This is a genomic window from Alicyclobacillus dauci (genome assembly GCF_026651605.1).
In the GTDB taxonomy this organism is placed as follows: domain Bacteria; phylum Bacillota; class Bacilli; order Alicyclobacillales; family Alicyclobacillaceae; genus Alicyclobacillus; species Alicyclobacillus dauci.
Genome location: NZ_CP104064.1, coordinates 2675009 through 2694447, shown reverse-complemented (window position 1 = coordinate 2694447; position 19439 = coordinate 2675009). Strand labels below are relative to the sequence as shown.

The following is a 19439-nucleotide window of genomic DNA, read 5'->3' as shown; positions in this document are numbered from 1 at the left end:
AGGGGTTTATACGTGGAGAGAAAAAGTGCTTACCGTATTGCAGTACTGGGTGCGACGGGTGCCGTCGGTCGAGCGATGATTCAAACGCTCGAGCGGCGGAATTTTCCCATCGAGTCGCTGAAACTCCTGGCTTCCGAGCGTTCCGCTCATCAAACGCTCACATACAACGGAAGTCCGGTTGAAGTCGAGGTGGCAAAACCGGAGTCGTTCGAGGACATTGATGTCGCGTTGTTCAGCGCGGGTGCGAGTGCAAGCCAAATTTTCGCGCCTGAGGCGGTAAAGCGTGGGGCGGTTGTGATCGATAATAGCTCAGCTTATCGAATGGACAAGAACGTTCCTTTGGTTGTGCCCGAAGTAAATCCGCACGCGCTGGATGGACATCAAGGGATCATTGCCAATCCGAACTGTTCGACCATTCAATTGATGGTTGCACTGAATGCACTACGCGAATTCGGCTTAGAACATGTGTTTATTTCAACGTATCAAGCTGTCAGTGGCATGGGGCAAAAAGCGGTTGATGCCCTCAAGGACGAGATCACGGCGTGGTCGAAAACGGGGAAGGTTAAGAGCACCATTTTCCCGCTCGCGTCCCAAGATGTGCATTATCCGATGGCTTTCAATGTACTTCCACAGTGTGATGTCTTCCTTGACAACGGTTATACAAAAGAGGAAATGAAGCTCGTAAACGAGTCTCGTAAAATATTGGAGATACCGGGACTTTTGGTGAGTCCAACTGCTGTCCGCGTCCCCGTGATGAATGGTCACGCTGAGTCGGTCGCGGTTCGCTTCCGCGATGCCGTCACACCCGAGATGGCACGTGAAAAGATGCGTGCTGCCGAGAATCTCGTCGTTGTAGATGAGCCGAGCCAGTACCTTTATCCGCATCCACAAATGGCGGAGAATACGGGCGACACTTACGTCGGGCGAATTCGCCAAGACCTAGCGGATCCAAATACACTCTTGTTCTTCGTCGTTGCCGATAACTTGCTGAAGGGCGCTGCCTGGAATGCAGTTCAAATCGCGGAAACGCTTATTGCTCGTGCGTAATCATATGGATCCTTCGTTATTTCGCGTAAGTTAGTGTTGCTCCACAGGAAAAGGGAGAACAGTGCAATGAAAATATTAGTGCAAAAGTTTGGCGGGACTTCGGTTGCAACGCCGGAGTCTCGCCTGGCAGCCGTTCGTCACATTGAAAGGGCCAAGAGTGAGGGTTACGCTGTTGTTGTCGTGGTGTCCGCAATGGGGAGAAAAGGTGACCCATACGCGACCGACACACTCTTGTCCTTGGTGGACCGGTTTGATAGTGATGTGGACGATGATGCCCTCCGCGACAGAGATCTGTTAATGTCCTGCGGAGAAACGATTTCGGCTGTCGTCTTCGGTCAATTACTTCGTAGTCGTGGTCACCAAGTCACTGTCATGACGGGAGCGCAAGCTGGGATTCGCACGAACGGTGATTTTGGCAATTCGAGAATCGTCGACATTCGACCAGAGCGGATGTTATCGGCATTGTCGGAAAGCCGTATCGTTGTCGTCATGGGGTTCCAAGGGGCCGATGAGAACGGCGAAACGACAACCCTTGGCCGAGGCGGCAGTGATACCACCGCGACTGCCCTTGGCGTGGCTTTAAACGCGGAAGCCGTGGATATTTTCACTGATGTTGCCGGCATTATGACTGCTGACCCGCGCATTGTTGACGATGCGAGGCAGTTGAGTCAAGTCACCTACACGGAAATTTGCAATTTAGCTTACCAAGGGGCCAAGGTGATTCATCCGCGTGCTGTCGAGATCGCGATGCAGAGAAATATCCCAATCCGCGTTCGCAGCACGAATTCAGACGATCCAGGAACCCTCGTAACGCAGGCATCACAGCAGTTGGAACATGGCGCTCTGTATGATCAATATGTGACGGGTATTGCACACAGCGCTAACTTGTCACAGATTCGTGTCGATGGCGAGGGGATCGGAAGTTCATCGATCTTTACGCTAATGGCTGAACATCACATATCAGTGGATTTTATATCTGTCACACCACATCAGGTGGCCTTTACGGTTGCCGACGACGTTGCCGGGCTTGCTGTGAAATATCTTGAAAAGCTCGGTTACCAACCGGAGGTTCGAGCGGGTTGCGCAAAGGTCTCCGCTGTCGGCGCAGGAATCATGGGCGTTCCTGGTATTATGGCGCGGATCGTCGAAGCGCTTGCCAGTGAAGGGATTGAAATTTTACAGTCAGCTGACTCGCATACAACCATCTGGGTGCTCGTGGATGGGGTACAAATGGCTGCCGCTGTACGGGCGCTGCACCGGGCATTTCAGCTGTCAACACTCTGATGATGGAAAGGATGAGGGATGTGGATTTTGGAAGTCTTTTAACGGCTATGGTAACGCCTTTTGACGAATTAGGAAATGTCGATGAAGTGGCCCTCAAGGGCCTCGTCGACCATCTTATCGCAACCGGCACGACGTCGATTGTCGCTTGTGGAACGACTGGGGAATCGCCCACGCTCGATCACGATGAAAAGCTTCGAGTATTTGAAATGACCCTTCGAGCCGCCGATGGACGTATCCCTGTTATCGCCGGCACAGGCACCAATGCAACACGGGAGTCTATTGAGTTTTCTCGCGAAGCCGAAAAGCTCGGGGTTCATGGGTTGCTCGTAGTCACGCCTTATTACAATCGGCCGAGTCAAGACGGACTCTACGCCCATTTTGCGTCCGTTGCGGAAGCAGTAAGTCTTCCGGTCATGCTGTACAACGTTCCGGGGAGAACCAGTGTGAACTTGGACGTGGACACGGTTCTGAGACTGGCTCAGGTACCGAATATCTTCGCCTTGAAAGAAGCCAGCGGGAACTTTACTCAAATCTTGCACATCGCTGCTGAGAAACCTGACGATTTTCTCTTCTACAGTGGCGACGATAAGTTTACGCTCCCAATGTTGAGTCTCGGTGCGGCTGGCGTTGTCAGCGTTGCAAGTCACGTCGTGGGTAGTGAAATTCGGAAAATGATGGACTTGTTCTGGCAGGGACAGACGACTGAGGCAGCCGTCCTAAGCGCTCGCTTGCTTCCTGTCTTCGAGGCGATGTTCATGGCGCCGAGTCCAGCTCCCGTCAAGGCAGCTACTGCGCTTCTGGGTCACTCCGTGGGTTCAGTTCGCCTTCCGCTTCTCCCTGTCTCTGAGACATTTCAGGACCATTTGCGCGAACTGTTGAGTCGGCTGGGAAAATGCTGAAACGCAATCGGCGTATCTGAGAAAATTGTGTGAGGCCATCCCAGGAATGAGATGAAACGATCTCGTTCGTGGGATGGCCTCTTTTCTTTATACGACAAAATTCGGCAAATTCGTCTGTTGTGCATGGTTCTGTTCCGGGTTATAATACAGATCATAGTGACTGGTGCGGCTTTTCAATGAGCATATCATCACTCAGATCGATGGATGGAACGGGCCGGGCTGATCTGTGTGACCGATTGAGGCGATATTTTCATCGGCGTACGGACAGAACTGTGTGAATGTAGTGTAAAGAAGTGGTACGTAAGCGTTTTTGGTAACAAGGACGAGCTGTGTGGCGTGCACAGCCCTGTTTACTTATGTTTAAGTTTGCTTTTTTCTGGGATAGCAATACGGAGGTGCCAAGTTTGGCTAAAGGAAAATCTAGACTCTCCATCGTCCCGCTGGGCGGTGTTGGGGAAATTGGTAAGAACATGACGTTGTACTGGTACGGTAACGATATGATCGTTGTGGATGCGGGTTTAAAGTTTCCAGAAGAAGATATGCTTGGAATTGATATCGTTATTCCAGATATTACGTTTCTGGCTGAAAACCGAGAGAAAATCCACGGAATTTTTTTGACACACGGCCACGAAGACCATATTGGCGGTATGCCATATATCCTTCGTGAGTTGAATGTTCCTGTCTACGGCACACGATTGACCCTTGGGTTGGTCGAAAATAAATTACGGGAACATGGTTTATTGGACACCGCGAAGTTAAATGCTATGGATGGAAATTCAGAGATCCATGTAGGGCCTTTTGATGTGTCGTTGTTTTACGTAAATCACAGCATCCCAGACACGGCAGGATTCGCCATCAACACACCTGAAGGTGTCGTCATACACACGGGTGACTTCAAGTTTGACCCAACGCCTGTGGACGGACGCCACGCTGATGTTCACAAATTAGCGGCTTATGGCGCACAGGGAGTACTGGCGCTGGTCGGCGACAGTACGAACGCCGAACGCCCGGGATACACGCCCTCGGAGCTTACGGTTGGCGCAAAAATTGACGATATTATTGCAAAAGCCACTGGACGCGTTATTATGTCCACGTTTGCATCCAACATCCATCGACTGCAGTTAATGATTCGATCAGCTGAGAAGCACGGTCGAAAAGTGGCTGTTGTTGGCCGAAGCATGGTTAATAACATTCAAACGAGCCTTCAACTGGGCTATCTTGAATCCTTGCCCGATACCCTTATCGATGCAGATGATGTAAATAAAGTCGATCCCGAAAAACTGGTCATTTTATCCACCGGGAGTCAAGGTGAGCCGATGTCTGCACTCACACGAATGGCGAGATCGGCGCATCGGAAAGTTGAGATTATGCCAGGGGATACCGTTGTCTTTGCGAGTTCTCCTATTCCTGGTAATGAAAAGTATGTTTCTCGAACAATTGACCAACTATTTCGCGTTGGTGCGAATGTCATTTACCGCGGCGTTCACGCGTCCGGCCACGGCAGTCAAGAAGAGCTCAAATGGATGCTGCAACTGGTTAAGCCGAAGTACTTCCTGCCGGTTCACGGGGAATACCGTATGCAGAGAACGCATGCTGACCTGGCAGTGGAAGTTGGTGTGGACCCAGAAAACATCTTTATTACCGATCTCGGCGACGTCGTGGAGTTCGAAAATGGGCGTGCACGCTTAGGTGGTAAGGTTCCAGCTGGGACGGTGATGATCGACGGGCTGGGTGTAGGTGACGTTGGCAATATTGTCCTGCGTGATCGCAAGCTGTTGTCCCAGGACGGAATCTTGGTGGTCGTCGTAACCTTATCTAAAGCGACAGGCCATATTCTGTCCGGGCCTGATATTATCTCACGCGGTTTCGTTTACGTTCGGGAATCGGAAGCGTTGCTGGACGAGGCGAATAAACTTGTGGAGAGCACATTGGTCAAGCTGGTATCGGACAATGTAAGCGAATGGTCCAGCTTAAAGACGGCGGTACGCGATGCACTAGGTCGGTACTTGTTTGAACAGACTCGTCGTCGCCCTATGATCTTGCCAATCATTATGGAAGCTTGATCGGACTTTCGAATGAAGCGATGGAGACACGCCAAAATGGGTGTCTCTTTTTTGCATCTACAGGTGGCTCACCGCTCATACTACAGAAAGAGAGGAGTCGGTGAGATAATGATGCCGAACAGTGGTTCTCCATTGGATAGAAACCAACGGGGCGCGCAGATGGTGGCGAATTTGGTCGCTGCTGAAGCTCAACCTGAATTGAATCCGCCAAATCGCGTTGCACAAAACATTGAGGCCTTGGGGCAGCCGTCACCGGTCGCAACACCAGAGAGCAATATCTATTGTTTGACCATCATTGGACAAATTGAAGGGCACATGGTCTTGCCTCCGCAAAACAAAACGACCAAATATGAGCACATTATTCCTCAACTTGTCGCCGTGGAAGAAAGCGACAAGGTGAAAGGCCTCCTGCTGATTTTAAATACAGTTGGTGGGGATGTTGAGGCGGGGCTGGCTATTGCTGAATTGGTCGCATCGCTAAGTAAACCAACTGTATCCCTTGTCCTTGGCGGCGGCCATTCGATTGGTGTCCCCATAGCTGTCAGTTCGGACTATACGTTTATCGCAGAATCCGCCAGTATGACCGTTCACCCGATTCGACTGAATGGGCTCATCATTGGTGTCCAGCAGTCATTTGAGTATCTGGAAAAGATGCAGGATCGAGTGACGAAGTTCGTGACTGAACACGCCGCCATCACGGAAGAGACATTTAAGTCGTTAATGCTCAACACGGGTCAAATGGCCAAGGATATTGGAACCACGGTAATTGGTGAGGACGCGGTTCGCTACGGGCTTGTCGATGAGGTTGGGGGACTCGGGCAGGCAATGGCCAAACTTCACCAGCTTGTTAAAGAGCGAGAGATGGAGCAAGGAACGGCTTTAGGAGTGATGCAGTAATGCATTGGACCATCCTTTCCGATTATGAGATCTTCGCCTCGAATCCACCTGAATCATCCGCCGCGAGTCGGACCGAGGAAATTCGAGTTGGCGATGCGCTGTTAATTGTCGAACGCACTGTGGACGGGCACGCAACAATTCAACGAGTGATCAGTCCCAAAGCAGCGGATTACCTTCGGGCCGAGTGGCAGCCTGGTATGCCGTACCAAGGATAGTTCGTTGAACATGACGCATCAGGTCAGCCACAGCTGGCTTGTTTGCCTTTTTCAGAGCTATGGCCAGTCTAAATGAAGAAGGAAATGGATGGTGTGGCAACGAAATTCTTCTTCAAGCAAGTTTAAGACTGGTGGGTTGATCCGTGGCACGAAAACAACAACAGAAAAACATCTTGAAATATGAAGTGACAGGGCTCGCAATGCTGACCGGGTGTGCCCTCGCGCTCGGAAAACTGGGGTGGGTTGGACAGTTCCTGGCATCCATCAGTATTTACTTGGCGGGTAGTTGGTACTTTTTGATCCCGATTTTAACCGGATATGCTGCTTTATATATGATGTTCCGGAGATCCAAGTTTGTCTGGGATGGTCGGCATGTTGGTTTACTGATCATTCTGCTGTGTTTTCTCTCGTTGATTGAAATGAACTTCTACAGTGAGTTAGTAGCCTATGGTCAACAGGCGAATTTCTTTCACAACGAATTGACTGCACTGACAGAGCTTCGGCAATACCTCCGGCAACCCGGTCAAAGTGGACCCCCGTCGGCCGGGGGTGGCTTTATAGGCTACGCGGTTTTTGGCTTGTTGCACATGCTCTTTAACACGCCGGGATCGCATGAATTAGGCCCGCGATTGGTGATTTTCGCTGGAGCGCTCATCGGCATTGCACTTGTGCTTCAAGCATCGCTCGTCAATATCGTAAAGCGTGGAACAGGTTGGACAGAGGGCCTGATGGACAAGTTGTGGCAGTCTGTAAAAGGACACGTGAATGTCCTCTTTAAGTCCGACAAAGAGGTGGCCGAAGCGGAGGAAATCCCGGCTCACAAGTCACGCCGTCGTCGCCCTGAATTGGTTGTGGATGGTGAAGTTTACGATGTGTCAGATAAAAATGCGCCCCTGGCAGGTTCGTCTCCTGCTCCGGATCAGGCACCAATCATTCACGACTTTGCCCTGCGTGCCCGCCAGCACGCGGCGGAACAGGAGGCAGCGGAGGCTGCGTCTACACCTGCTCCACTAGAACAAGCGGGGAATCAGCTGGTCATGCGGTTTCCCGACGCGAAGGTGAAAAAGCCTGCTCCGACGCCTCCGAGACGAGAACATGCGCCCGACGGCGACTATGAAGTGGGTCCAATGGTTCATGACGAGAACTTCAGGTTGCCGCCGCTCAGCCTATTTAAACTACCAAAGTCGAGCGGAAAGACATTTTCACAGCGCGGGGCACAAGCAAACGCCGTAAAGCTTGAGTCAACTCTACAGTCGTTTGGTGTCCAAGCAAAGGTTTTGGAAATCAGTCGGGGTCCGACGGTAACGCGTTATGAATTACAACCAGCTGCGGGTGTGAAAGTGTCACGAATTGTTGGTCTGACAGACGACATTGCCTTGGCCCTGGCCGCGCGTGACATTCGAATGGAAGCACCCGTGCCCGGAAAGTCAGTGATCGGTATCGAAGTGCCAAACGAAGAGGTTGCTGTGGTCTCTTTGCGGGAGGTTCTTCAGGCACCCGAGTTCCAAGAGTCTAAAGATAGACTTGCTCTCGCCCTTGGTAGAGATATCTCCGGAGCCCCGATTGTCGGTAATCTGCAGAAGATGCCCCACCTATTGGTTGCTGGTGCCACCGGTTCCGGGAAAAGCGTGTGCATAAATGGGATCATTGCATCCATTTTGATGAGAAACAAACCACACGAAGTAAAGCTGATGATGATTGATCCGAAAATGGTTGAATTGAGTGGATACAATGGGATTCCACACCTTTTAGCGCCAGTTGTAACGGATCCTCGTAAGGCGGCCTTTGCCCTGAAGAAAGTTGTCCAAGAGATGGAGAACCGGTATCAACTCATGGCTGAACGCGGTGCGCGGGACATTGAACGGTACAACCAGCTGTTGAAAGAAGAGGGTTTGGAACCCCTGCCGTACATCGTTGTCATCGTTGACGAGTTAGCGGATCTCATGATGGTTGCACCGGGAGACGTGGAAGACGCAATATGTCGCATCGCCCAGATGGCACGTGCGGCGGGTATTCACCTCATCCTTGCGACACAGCGACCTTCCGTTGACGTTATCACGGGACTGATCAAGGCGAACATCCCGAGCCGTATTGCGTTTGCAGTATCGTCCATGCATGACTCAAGAACCATTTTGGATGGAAACGGCGCAGAAAAGCTCCTCGGTCGAGGCGACATGTTGTACATGCCTGTCGGTGCGGCGAAGGCGACGCGTGTCCAAGGCGCGTACGTGTCAGAGGAGGAAATTGAACGCCTTGTCAACTTCGTGAAAGAACAACAACAGGCGGTGTATACGGTCGATTTGAACAGTGGTGTCGATGATCAGGCAGATGAGCGATCCGGCGGACCTGAATTAGATGACTTGTTCTCCGATGCGGTCGATCTCGTCGTCGACATGGGCCAAGCTTCCGTATCGATGCTTCAGCGGCGATTTCGAATCGGGTATTCCAGAGCTGCCCGCATCGTCGATCAGATGGAACAGAGTGGTATCGTGGGTACGTTTGAAGGAAGTAAGCCTCGAGAAGTCTTAATATCTAAAGAGCAGTGGTATCAGGCAAAAGCGTCATTTGTTCGCGAACGAGAGTGATACGAGAGGAAAGTCGTCCATATACCTTTTTATATGAGCGTTTCATAAAAAGGTGGTGGATAACATGAAGGACAAGGTTCAAACAAGGCGTCCGTGGCAATTTTACGTTGTTACGGGCGCTCTTTTGTTGGGTGTCTTCGCGTGGGTGGATGGAAAATTGTTCAGTGCGATACCAAATTCGTTTGGAACAGGAACGTCCAGTAAAGCGGCACCGACATCGAGTGATCCGGATCCATCAGATGCCATGATCGATGACTTGACCAACCATCTGGGCAATGTGAATGGGCTTAATGATATGGTTGTTTTACCCGACGGGAAAGGCCAGGGGCAATACGTTGTATCCGCAATCGTTGACCTCTCGGAGGCAACCGACGGACAAACCTCGAACCCAGGTGTGACTCAGGAGATTAGCGCCCTTGTCGACGCGTATTATCGTGATATATACTCCACGAACGAGCCGGTGAGTGAAGCGGAGATTACGTTTATGCAAGGTGACAGCATTGTCGGATCCTCTGGGCTGGGGCGAGATGCATATGAGAAGATGGCCACGACGACGATGAATGGAGACCTGGCGTCGACGTTGGTGTCGAGTTCACCAGTGCAAAACGACAATTCACAAGATGCGTGGCTGGAGATTCAACAATAAAAAACGGGCGGCGCATGTTAATTGCGCCGCCTTGGCGTTGCACCAATTAGGTAAAGTTGCGAGATTGCTATTTTTTCTCTGCGGAATGACCGCATTAAAGCTCGAACAACAGGTTCGTGACCCGTACGCAACAGCGTGTCAACGATTGTTTGAAGTGTAAATCCTTCGTCCAGACAATTCTCTACTTCTGGGTTGTCATCCAAACAGTAGAGCCAACGTTCGTCGTATTGGCTACCGCGTTGTTCTTTGTACGCTGTAGCATATAAATGATAGATATCGAACGGCGCATTGAGCTGATCTAGGTAGAATTCAAGCTGATAGAGCGCTTTTGCGACCGATAAGTGTTCGCCATGAAAGTTCCCCAAAGTGATTTCACCCTTTCATACATATATTATGTGAGTGCAAAGGCACAAAGGCAAGAGGAGATTCAATCAGTTAGAATGCATACATAGGGCACAAGTTACAGGCTATTGCTTGATAGGAGTCGTAATGGAATGAGAGAGAAGAAAATCACCATGTCGTTATGTGTGCTTTCACTGTCCCTGCTGATGGCGGGGTGTGGGGCACCTGATCTTGGCGCAATGCGTCCACATGAGCAAAAACAAGCGGCTGCGGTAGTTGTAGTGGATCACCCCAGCTTTTTGTCATCGAGTAGTTTGCAGTCCATTGTCGATACACAGACGTCGGTTGTACAAACAGTACGATCCAGCGCCAATTCGTTTGACCAGGTGATCGACCACGTTTTACAAAACAAGGACGTGACTTTTTGCCTGGTTGCAGCAAATGATACAACCGCTCTTGCAAGTGACATATCGCAAATCGCCCAGAAATATTCCTCGGTTCACTTCGAAATCTTAAGCACACAGGCGGGTGCTGCGATTCAAGGTGCGAATGTCAGCACGATATCCCAGGATGAGAATGCCACCGCGTTTTCAGTCGGCTTCGTGGCCGGAACGTGGGCGACGAACCAAGCGGGACCGGGTGCCTATGCAGTCCAACCTACTTTCGGCTATCTTCCGAATTCACTTCCAACGTCCGTGCAACAGGCATTCTTCGCGGGATTGTACACGGCAGATCCAGGTGCCCACATCGTGCCAATGACACCACTCAATGGGGCGGCCTTACCGCCCCTTTACCCTACAGTGAGTTCGGTGATTGTTGGGAGCACGCCGACGCAACCGATGCAGCAATTTCTGCAGACTCAAGGTTACCAGATTTTTTCTTTGAGTCCGTCGCTTACGCAGTTGAAACCAGTGGCCATGCCTGGCCATATAGACGTAACACACTTTACCGATGCACTGTCACAGTTTTCAACAGGACATTGGCAAAATGGTAACGAAACAGTTTTTGATCCGACGTCCCTCACCCTACAGTCGTTGCCGAGCTCTGTGGTAAACGCCTGGAGCCCAATGGAGAGGGCCAGCCAGCAGACGCCAAACTTGTGGAAGTCGGACTATCAAAATCTTCCTCAGGCAACGAGGCAGAGCATTCGGTCGCAGTTTGGGATTGCCTAAAAAAGGGGATGTTGTAATTGTCGAATACGAACTCAACAAAACCGGTTACGGAGTATTACTTCCAGTACCACATTCGCCATGACCGGCCAGGTTTGCTGGGTGATATTGCCTCGCTGCTCGGCATGCTCGGCTTTAATATTTTGCAATTGGCGGGGGTGTCGGAACATAGTCGCGGTTTCTTGATCGAAACGGACCGTCCTGATAGTCTGGACGTGTTGACGACGATGCTCTCTTCCATGGATGATATTGAAGTCACGGCGCTTCGCAAGCCGACGCTTCGGGACCGATTGGCCATTCGTCATGGACGGTTTATTGATCGAAGTGACGCAGAAACGAGAACTTACCGATTCGTACGAGACGAGTTGGGTGTCCTTGTCGACTTTCTTGGAGAGATTTTAAAGCGCCCTGGTCGCCAAGTCATTGGCGTCCGTGGTCAGCCCCGTGTGGGCAAGACAGAATCCGTCGTGGCTGCCAGTGTCTATGCAAATAAGCGGTGGTTGTTTGTGTCGTCAACCCTACTAAAGCAGACAATTATGCGCGAATTACCGCCAAATGATTTTTTATCGGACCGTTTCGTGTATATTATTGATGGAGCGGTTTCCGCGCTGCGTGGCGATGAAGAACACCTTCGTTGCGTGGAAGAAATTTTGCGCATGCCGAATCCAATCGTGATTGAGCATCCAGACATTTTCGTTAGACGGTCCCGGTACAATTGGGACCTGTTTGACTTAATCATTGAGTTGCGGCGTGAAACGCAAGAAGAGCTACAATATGACGTGATCGAACGAGAATCTGCGGCCTGGTCGAATGAGTAATGTGGAGATCCAGGCCAGTTAGGGAGGGCAATCAGTGCGAGAACTCGGCCGCATTCTGCGCACGACCAGGGAGTCACAAGGGTTCGACCTGGACCAAATTGAGGAGAAGACAAAAATACGTAAACGTTATCTGCTGGCCCTTGAGGAAGGGGACTGGACGGTTCTTCCTGGTCGCGTATATGCCCGTGGCTTCGTGCGGAGTTATGCGGACGTTTTGGGTCTTGACGGCCTCGATTTGCTTCAAAAGTATGTCGATGGACGGGAAATTGACGCGGATTCAGGGATGAATGAAGAGACTCGGTCAGATTCGCCTTTGTCGAATGCGGGAAAACAAGCGGAAGTGAAACGTACCGACGAAGTTAGCGATAAACAAGCGGCGGAACCACGTAAACCAGCCGTGCAGATGTCAGAACCCCGTACCATCACCAACTCGAAGGAAATGCAAAAGCAAAGGCCGGTTCCAACGCGTGGTGAATCCAAAATGCGCGTACGACCCGGCGGCGCCATCGGACAAGCACTGATCATCTGTGCCGCCCTCGTGGTCGTTGGGGGAGGCTACTTCGCGTTGCGCAATCAGCTGGGAGGGCACCACACGACTGGCCAGCCTTCATCGCAGACTATCGCAAACGAGCCTCCGGTTGCGTCGAATGGAACCTCAAACAGAGCTGCAATCGGTGGCGTGAATACTACGGGGAACGGCGTGGCAAGTGCGACTGCCAATACAGTTTCCAATTCGTCTGTATCGGGTCAGAGTCAGCCCAAAGCTGTGGTCATTACACCGCAGCCACTCCAGAACGGTATTCGTACATATTTGGTCAAGAACGTTTCACAGTTACAAGTGAATCTACAGGTGTTAAGTGGACAGTGTTGGATCTCTGCGACTGTGGACGGCAACGTGACCGATGGCAATGATACGGTCAATCAGGGTCAGACGAGAACATTTCAAGGGAAGCAAACCGTTTCGCTTCGGCTCGGGCATGTTCAAGGAGTACAATTGACAGTGAACGGTCAGCAATTGGTTCTGCCCAACACGCAAAGTGCAGTTAATATTCAAATACAGAAGCAACAGGGTTGAACAAGGTCGATTAAGGATGTGACAAATGTGGCCAAAGACGCTTCGTTTGATATTGTTTCGAAGGTTGATATGCAGGAAGTAAACAACGCAGTTGTTCAGGCACGCAAGGAAATTGAAACACGGTTTGATTTCAAAGGAAGCAAAAGCGAAATTCGGTTTGAAGAAAGTGCGCTTACGCTCGTTTCGGACGACGAGTATAAGTTGTCACAACTACTAGACGTGCTGCAAACGAAACTTGTCAAAAGGGATGTTTCGTTAAAGGCCTTGAAACCCGGGAAAATTGAGCCAGCGGCCGGTGGGACCGTTCGACAGGTGTTTTCTTTGCAGCAGGGGATTGATCAAGACACTGCGAAAAAAATAACTAAGTTGATTCGGGACTCAAAAATCAAAGTTCAGGCTCAAATCCAGGGTGACCAGGTTCGCGTGACAGGTAAGAGTCGGGACGATTTGCAGCAAGTCATTCAATTACTGAAGAGCGCGGACATCGATGCACCGCTTCAGTTTACAAATTACCGGTAGGTGCGCGTTGAACAGCACTGCTGTTTCCAACTCGTAAATATTCGCCTTGGATGGGGGCTGAGCATTTGAATCTGGCTAATCGTATCACCTTAGCCAGGATTTTTCTGGTACCCGTCGTGAGTTTGGTTCTCCTCATCCACTACGACTTTTGGTCTATCACCATTAACCATCAGACGACAACGGGGAGCGAAATCATCGCTGCATTGATATTTATTGTGGCTGCGAGCACGGACGGGCTTGATGGGTATATTGCGCGGAAGCGGCAGATCGTCACGAATTTCGGAAAGTTTCTCGATCCACTTGCAGATAAACTGCTTATTTCCGCAGTACTCATCAGCCTTGTGCAAATGCACCGATTGCCAGCTTGGGTTGCGATTGTCATTATCAGTCGGGAGTTCGCCGTGACCGGACTACGGTTAGTTGCGGCTGCGGAAGGGATTGTCATCGCGGCCAGTAAGTTTGCGAAGCTTAAAACTGTGACGCAAATCATCGCGATGGTTGCGCTGATCGTGAACAATTTTCCGTTCTCCGTGGTCGGTTTCCCATTTGCTGAAGCAATGTTATACGTCATGGTTGTGACGACGGTACTATCTGGTTTGGACTATTTTCTGAAAAACAAGCGCATTATTCGTGAAACTGATTGAGTACGGGAGCTGATTTTGGTGTCTGATGCGTGTCGTGCTGAACTTTTAGCAGTGGGGTCCGAAATTCTGCTAGGCCAAATCAGTAATTCACATGCACAGTTTATTTCACAAGAGCTTGCCAAACACGGGCTGTACGTGTACCATCACGGTGCAGTCGGTGATAACGAAGCACGGATTCAAGCAGCGTTCGAAGCTGCTGTGAAACGGTCGAATGTCGTCATTGTTACGGGTGGGCTAGGCCCAACCGCTGATGACCTAACCAAAGAGGCACTAGCGAAATTTTTGGGCCGCGATTTAGTTCTGTCGGAAGAAGCACTAGCGCACCTCAACCAATATTTCGCCGGGCGCAATCGTAAGATGCCAGATGAAAATCGAAAACAAGCCTATTGTATAGATGGTGGCACCCTCATCCCGAATGAGAATGGGACGGCTCCTGGACAATACATTTTTGCTCGTAATGTTCATTTCTTCCTCCTGCCTGGTCCACCACTTGAGATGCGACCGATGCTTACCAAGTCAGTCGTTCCGCAGCTTCTCTCGGTTTTTGGTGGAAAGCAAGCGCTCATTTCCCGCGTGTTGCATTTTTGTGGTATTGGCGAATCGGATGTCGATGAGCAAGTTCAAGATTTGACGGCAAATGAGAACCCGACGGTCGCCCCGCTGGCTGGTGAGGGTGAGATGTTGTTGCGGATTACTGCGACATCGTCAACTCGTGATGCTGCCCTTGAAGCCATTGCTTCCGTTGAGACGGACATTCGGAGTCGATTTGGTCCGTACATTTACGGTGTGGACGACGACACATTACCGTCAGTGGTGGGCCGTGTACTTCGGGAGCGAGCCGAGACACTCGCCGTAGCAGAGAGTTGTACAGGCGGTATGCTCGCGGGCTTGCTGACAGACATTCCTGGCAGCTCGGATTATTTCCTTGGTGGCGTCGTGGCATACGATAACCGAGTAAAGGAGTCACTTCTCGACGTTCCGAGCACGGTTTTAGAGCGTCACGGAGCTGTTTCGGAGGAGACCGCGAAGGCCATGGCTGAAGGCGTACGGAGTCGCCTTGTTACAACGTACGGTATTGGCATAACGGGAATCGCAGGACCCAGTGGCGGTACGCCGGAGAAGCCAGTAGGGCTTGTCTATGTTGCAGTTTCGGATTCTTTTGGCACGGAAGTTCATCGGCTGCAGTATCGTGTCTCACGGACCCAAGTCCGTGTTCGTACATGTAAACAGGCATTGTGGCGGCTTTTAAACCGTATCCAAATGCGGTCATCCGAGAGCCCCCAGTCGTCGTCTTAAACCGGCTTCATTACATTTTTGATTTAAGAAAGGTGAGAGCATGTCATCATTTGAAGATTTTGGATTACATCGCCGCGTGTATCAGGCGATTCACGATATGGGATTTGAAGAGCCATCCCCGATTCAGCAGGCCTGCATTCCCATTGTGATGGAAGGCGTTGACGTCATTGGGCAAGCGCAGACCGGAACGGGCAAAACAGCTGCATTCGGAATCCCCCTTGTGGATCGCGTCACGTCTGATCCACATGTTCAGGCTATCGTTCTGACGCCAACCCGTGAATTGGCCATTCAAGTAGCTGGCGAGGTTCGGAAAATCGCTAAATACAAGCGTGTCAAGTCGTTGCCAATCTACGGTGGGCAATCAATCGGACACCAGATTCGGGCCCTCAAACAAGGAGTCCAAATTGTCATTGGTACACCTGGACGTGTCCTCGACCATATTCGGCGTGGAACGCTTCTCTTAAGCCAGGTCACTGCGGTTGTATTGGACGAGGCGGACGAAATGCTCGACATGGGTTTCATTGAGGACATTGAGAGCATTCTTCGAGAGACGCCCGAAGAGCGGCAGACACTTCTGTTTTCCGCCACGTTCCCGAATGAAGTCAAGCGTTTGTCCGGTCGCTACATGAAGAACCCCAAACACGTTACCGTCAATCGGGGAGAAATGACAGTTCCACGGATCGATCAGGTTTGTTATAAAGTGCTGGAGCGAAACAAGTTAGAGAGTTTATGCCGCATAGCGGACAGTGAAGAGGTACAGTTGGGCATCATCTTTTGTCGTACCAAGCGTGGTGTAGACGATCTCGTAGAGGCACTCCAAGCTCGTGGATATATGGCTGACGGTTTACACGGTGATTTGAGTCAGGCCCAGCGGGATCGTGTCATGCGCCGTTTCCGCAAGAATGAAATTGAACTACTTGTTGCAACGGATGTTGCTGCGCGCGGCATTGATGTTGATGATGTCACACACGTCATCAACTACGATATCCCGCAGGACCCTGAATCGTATGTTCACCGAATTGGACGAACCGGACGCGCAGGCAAGCACGGGTTGGCCATCACACTGGTTACACCCCGTGAATTCAAGCTTTTGAAACAAATTGAACGCGAGACCAAAGTGAGCATGGACCTTCGAGAAGTGCCGTCTTTGGAAGATGTGGCTGAACGCCAGGCTGAAATGTTGCGCAATCGCATCCTTGATACAATTAACCAGGGTGGGTTGGCTCATTATCGGGCTATCCTGGGAAATCTCATCGATGAACACGATCCCGTTGACATCGCCTCAGCACTGCTCAAGATTGTGACGGCGGGAGAAGGTCAACGCGGAGACGGGGATGATTACGACTTTGGTGACACGGGTGCCCGACCAGGTATGGTTCGCTTCTTTGTCAATATCGGCAGAACGGCTCGCATGAGCCCTGCAGATTTTGTGCGCGCCATCTCCGAGGAAGCGGGTGTTCCGGGGGCAGCTGTGGGCCGGATCGACATCTTTGATCGGTTTACGTTCATCGAAGTAGAACAGGAAAGTGCCCCATTTGTGTACGAAGCTCTGCGTCAAAGCCGGATCAATGGAACCAGGGTGAATTTGGAGCCCGCAAAGCCGCGCGGTAGCCGGTAATCCGTCTGGTAAAAAGGTAGGGGCTGTCCCGCATATCATTCGGTGCAGGGGCAGCCCCTTTTTGTCGTGGGCGGGATCGAGCGCTGCGGAAGGGAAATCGGGGCTGGGCGGTTTGACGGTTTGGCGGAGCGGTGGCCGTTTGGTTAAGTGACTGTCAGTCCCTTAAAGGCACGCAGTGATTACATAGGATTGACTAAAGGAATTGGGTACCTCTATAGGGTCAACTCTGGGGAGCAGAAGGTTCGGTTGGTGGAAACAACGGACTCCGAGTATCTTGTCTGTTTATGGAGGGGCATGGTGGTTTGGATTTGGGAATTAAACTCCGCTCTTCACGCGCCATTCTGAGCTCCATCACAGCCCCAGCCCCGGGCCACCCGCGACCTGACTGGGACAGCCCCCTTCGGAATGCGAACAAATGTTTGCATTTGTTGATAGACTTGATACAATAGTTTCGAAGGAAGATGCGTTCTGGTCGCGAATTGATACGATAACAATGGGATAGATATTGAGGATGGTGTGTCATGGGAGATAAGCGCGCGGCGCTCGATATGGCCCTAAAGCAAATTGAGAAGCAGTTCGGCAAGGGTTCCATCATGAAACTGGGAGAAGCGTCGGCATCGATGAATGTAGAGACGGTTTCCACAGGATCGATTGCTCTAGACGTTGCGCTGGGAGTCGGCGGATTACCTCGCGGGCGGATCATTGAGATTTATGGGCCCGAGTCATCCGGTAAGACGACGGTCGCTTTGCATACCGTTGCAGAAGTTCAAAAGCTGGGCGGACAAGCCGCATTTATTGATGCGGAGCACGCGCTTGATCCGGCTTACGCTCAGAAGTTGGGTGTGGACATCGATGAACTTCTGATCTCTCAACCGGACACGGGAGAACAGGCTCTCGAAATTGCCGAGGCACTCGTTCGCAGTGGTGCAGTGGATGTCATTGTCATCGACTCCGTGGCAGCGCTGGTTCCGAAGAACGAGTTGGAGGGCGATATGGGTGACTCCCATGTCGGGCTGCAAGCGCGTTTGATGTCACAAGCGTTGCGTAAATTGGCTGGTGCTATCAGCAAGTCAAAAACGATCGCCATCTTTATCAACCAAATCCGCGAAAAGGTCGGCGTTATGTTCGGCAATCCTGAAACAACCACGGGTGGCCGTGCTTTAAAGTTTTATTCGACGGTGCGTCTAGAGGTCCGTCGTGCTGAGGCCATTAAGCAGGGCAACGACGTCGTTGGTTCGCGTACTCGAATTAAAGTTGTGAAGAATAAAGTTGCTCCGCCGTTCCGTCAAGCGGATGTCGATATCATGTTCGGCGAGGGGATGTCACGAGAAGGCAGTATTATCGATATGGCTTCGGATATCGACATCATTCAGAAGAGCGGCGCATGGTACTCATTCAACGAAGAGAGACTTGGCCAGGGACGTGAAAATGCGAAGCAGTTTCTGAAAGAACATCCGGAAATTGCGGCTGAGATTGAATTGGCCGTCCGCGAACACTACCAAGTTTCCGTGTCAAAACCGGTTGGAGCCGCTCCACCGGAGGATGACGTGGAGGACGTGCTTGAGCTTGACCTCTCCTAATATTGATGAAATTGTAGGTCGTGAGCCGGTACCAGGGGACCCGAACGCTGTTCGGGTTCTTTTTCACAATGAGCCGCCGCTTGTCCTCTCCATTTTCGATTGGGTGAACCTAGGGTTGAAAGTAAACCTGGGTATATCTGAGGCACTCCGAACAGTCCTTATACACCATGCGAACATTTTGATCGCGGAACGAACGGCCACGGCATATTTGACGGGACGTGTTCGAACAGCCTCTCAGGTTCGTGCTCACCTCGAACGTAAAGGTGTTTCGGAAGTGCTGACGAGCGAGATCGTGGAACGGTTGCAACGCCGCGGAGTTATCGATGACGAGCAGTATGCTCTGATGTATGTTGAACAGCAAGGAGAACGGTATAGTCGAGGACAACTGATTTCGAAATTACGGAGTCGGGGTATCGACGCCCAAACGGCGAAGGACGCGGTGGTCAAAGCGCTATCATCTGACGTTGAATACCATGCGGCAAAACAGGCAGCAGATAAATTTGTCCGACGTCATGGGCCGCTGGGGGATCGAAAGTCGAGTATGAAGCTCATGCAGTATTTGTTCCGTCGCGGCTTTGAGCCGGATCTCATTCGAAAAATTGTTCAAACACTGGAAGCGGATGCACATGATGAATGAATACACAGGTGCGTTTTTCCCTTTGTAATCGTTTCGACACAACTTGTCCTTTCTTGACCTGATATGGACGAACACTTAGAATGTATATTGCGTATCATTTACGGC

Annotated in this window: 18 protein-coding genes; 17 read left to right on the top strand and 1 reads right to left on the bottom strand. The window is 51.1% G+C overall.

From position 1 onward, the window contains the following. The first annotated feature begins 12 nt into the window (after nt 1–12). The 8 genes from NZD86_RS13705 (at nt 13) to NZD86_RS13670 (ending at nt 9636) form a co-directional block, all read left to right on the top strand. Nucleotides 13–1047, top strand: coding sequence for an aspartate-semialdehyde dehydrogenase (locus NZD86_RS13705; RefSeq protein WP_268042509.1), 1035 nt, complete (start codon nt 13–15; stop codon nt 1045–1047). 66 nt (nt 1048–1113) lie between these two features. Further along, nucleotides 1114–2331: an aspartate kinase gene (gene dapG / locus NZD86_RS13700; protein ID WP_268042507.1), complete on the top strand. Its 1218-nt coding sequence runs from the start codon at nt 1114–1116 to the stop codon at nt 2329–2331. Nucleotides 2332–2351: 20 nt separating this feature from the next. Next, nucleotides 2352–3230, top strand: a complete 879-nt coding sequence (gene dapA / locus NZD86_RS13695) for a 4-hydroxy-tetrahydrodipicolinate synthase (RefSeq protein WP_268042505.1) — start codon at nt 2352–2354, stop codon at nt 3228–3230. 404 nt (nt 3231–3634) lie between these two features. Then, nucleotides 3635–5293: a ribonuclease J gene (locus NZD86_RS13690; RefSeq protein ID WP_268042501.1), complete on the top strand. Its 1659-nt coding sequence runs from the start codon at nt 3635–3637 to the stop codon at nt 5291–5293. A 159-nt stretch (nt 5294–5452) separates the two neighbouring features. Next, a complete protein-coding gene (locus NZD86_RS13685; protein WP_268046881.1) occupies nt 5453–6190 on the top strand; it encodes a ClpP family protease in 738 nt (245 codons plus the stop codon). After that, nucleotides 6190–6405: a YlzJ-like family protein gene (locus NZD86_RS13680; protein ID WP_268042499.1), complete on the top strand. Its 216-nt coding sequence runs from the start codon at nt 6190–6192 to the stop codon at nt 6403–6405. Before NZD86_RS13685 ends, NZD86_RS13680 begins: the two co-directional genes overlap by 1 nt. A gap of 200 nt (nt 6406–6605) precedes the next feature. Next, nucleotides 6606–8990 (top strand): FtsK/SpoIIIE family DNA translocase, encoded by a 2385-nt coding sequence (locus tag NZD86_RS13675; protein WP_456057551.1) that lies wholly within the window; start codon nt 6606–6608, stop codon nt 8988–8990. A 64-nt stretch (nt 8991–9054) separates the two neighbouring features. After that, entirely contained in the window at nt 9055–9636 is a 582-nt protein-coding gene (locus NZD86_RS13670; protein ID WP_268042495.1) for a hypothetical protein, read from the top strand. Nucleotides 9637–9653: 17 nt separating this feature from the next. Here the strand turns inward: NZD86_RS13670 and NZD86_RS13665 are convergent, their stop codons facing one another. Then, a complete protein-coding gene (locus NZD86_RS13665) occupies nt 9654–10001 on the bottom strand; it encodes a hypothetical protein (protein WP_268042494.1) in 348 nt (115 codons plus the stop codon). Nucleotides 10002–10130: 129 nt separating this feature from the next. Here NZD86_RS13665 and NZD86_RS13660 point away from each other — a divergent pair, with 129 nt between their 5' ends. The 9 genes from NZD86_RS13660 to NZD86_RS13620 all read left to right on the top strand — a co-directional run bounded on the left by NZD86_RS13660 (nt 10131) and on the right by NZD86_RS13620 (nt 19334). Beyond that, nucleotides 10131–11150 carry a hypothetical protein gene (locus tag NZD86_RS13660; protein WP_268042492.1) on the top strand — a complete coding sequence of 340 codons (1020 nt, stop codon included), beginning with the start codon at nt 10131–10133 and terminating at the stop codon, nt 11148–11150. A gap of 17 nt (nt 11151–11167) precedes the next feature. Then, nucleotides 11168–11965 carry a DUF3388 domain-containing protein gene (locus NZD86_RS13655; protein WP_268042490.1) on the top strand — a complete coding sequence of 266 codons (798 nt, stop codon included), beginning with the start codon at nt 11168–11170 and terminating at the stop codon, nt 11963–11965. A 34-nt stretch (nt 11966–11999) separates the two neighbouring features. Next, nucleotides 12000–13040 carry a helix-turn-helix domain-containing protein gene (locus tag NZD86_RS13650; protein WP_268042488.1) on the top strand — a complete coding sequence of 347 codons (1041 nt, stop codon included), beginning with the start codon at nt 12000–12002 and terminating at the stop codon, nt 13038–13040. Between the two features lie 27 nt (nt 13041–13067). Further along, complete coding sequence (locus NZD86_RS13645; RefSeq protein ID WP_268042486.1) at nt 13068–13559, top strand: YajQ family cyclic di-GMP-binding protein; 492 nt, start codon at nt 13068–13070, stop codon at nt 13557–13559. Nucleotides 13560–13624: 65 nt separating this feature from the next. Beyond that, nucleotides 13625–14203 carry a CDP-diacylglycerol--glycerol-3-phosphate 3-phosphatidyltransferase gene (gene pgsA, locus NZD86_RS13640; protein WP_268042484.1) on the top strand — a complete coding sequence of 193 codons (579 nt, stop codon included), beginning with the start codon at nt 13625–13627 and terminating at the stop codon, nt 14201–14203. A gap of 18 nt (nt 14204–14221) precedes the next feature. After that, nucleotides 14222–15499, top strand: coding sequence for a competence/damage-inducible protein A (locus tag NZD86_RS13635; protein WP_326492567.1), 1278 nt, complete (start codon nt 14222–14224; stop codon nt 15497–15499). A 40-nt stretch (nt 15500–15539) separates the two neighbouring features. Then, nucleotides 15540–17117 carry a DEAD/DEAH box helicase gene (locus NZD86_RS13630; RefSeq protein ID WP_268042482.1) on the top strand — a complete coding sequence of 526 codons (1578 nt, stop codon included), beginning with the start codon at nt 15540–15542 and terminating at the stop codon, nt 17115–17117. 521 nt (nt 17118–17638) lie between these two features. Then, nucleotides 17639–18697: a recombinase RecA gene (gene recA / locus NZD86_RS13625; protein ID WP_268042480.1), complete on the top strand. Its 1059-nt coding sequence runs from the start codon at nt 17639–17641 to the stop codon at nt 18695–18697. Next, nucleotides 18678–19334 carry a regulatory protein RecX gene (locus tag NZD86_RS13620; RefSeq protein WP_268042478.1) on the top strand — a complete coding sequence of 219 codons (657 nt, stop codon included), beginning with the start codon at nt 18678–18680 and terminating at the stop codon, nt 19332–19334. The genes recA and NZD86_RS13620 overlap by 20 nt, the downstream gene beginning before the upstream one ends. Nucleotides 19335–19439 lie beyond the last annotated feature (105 nt).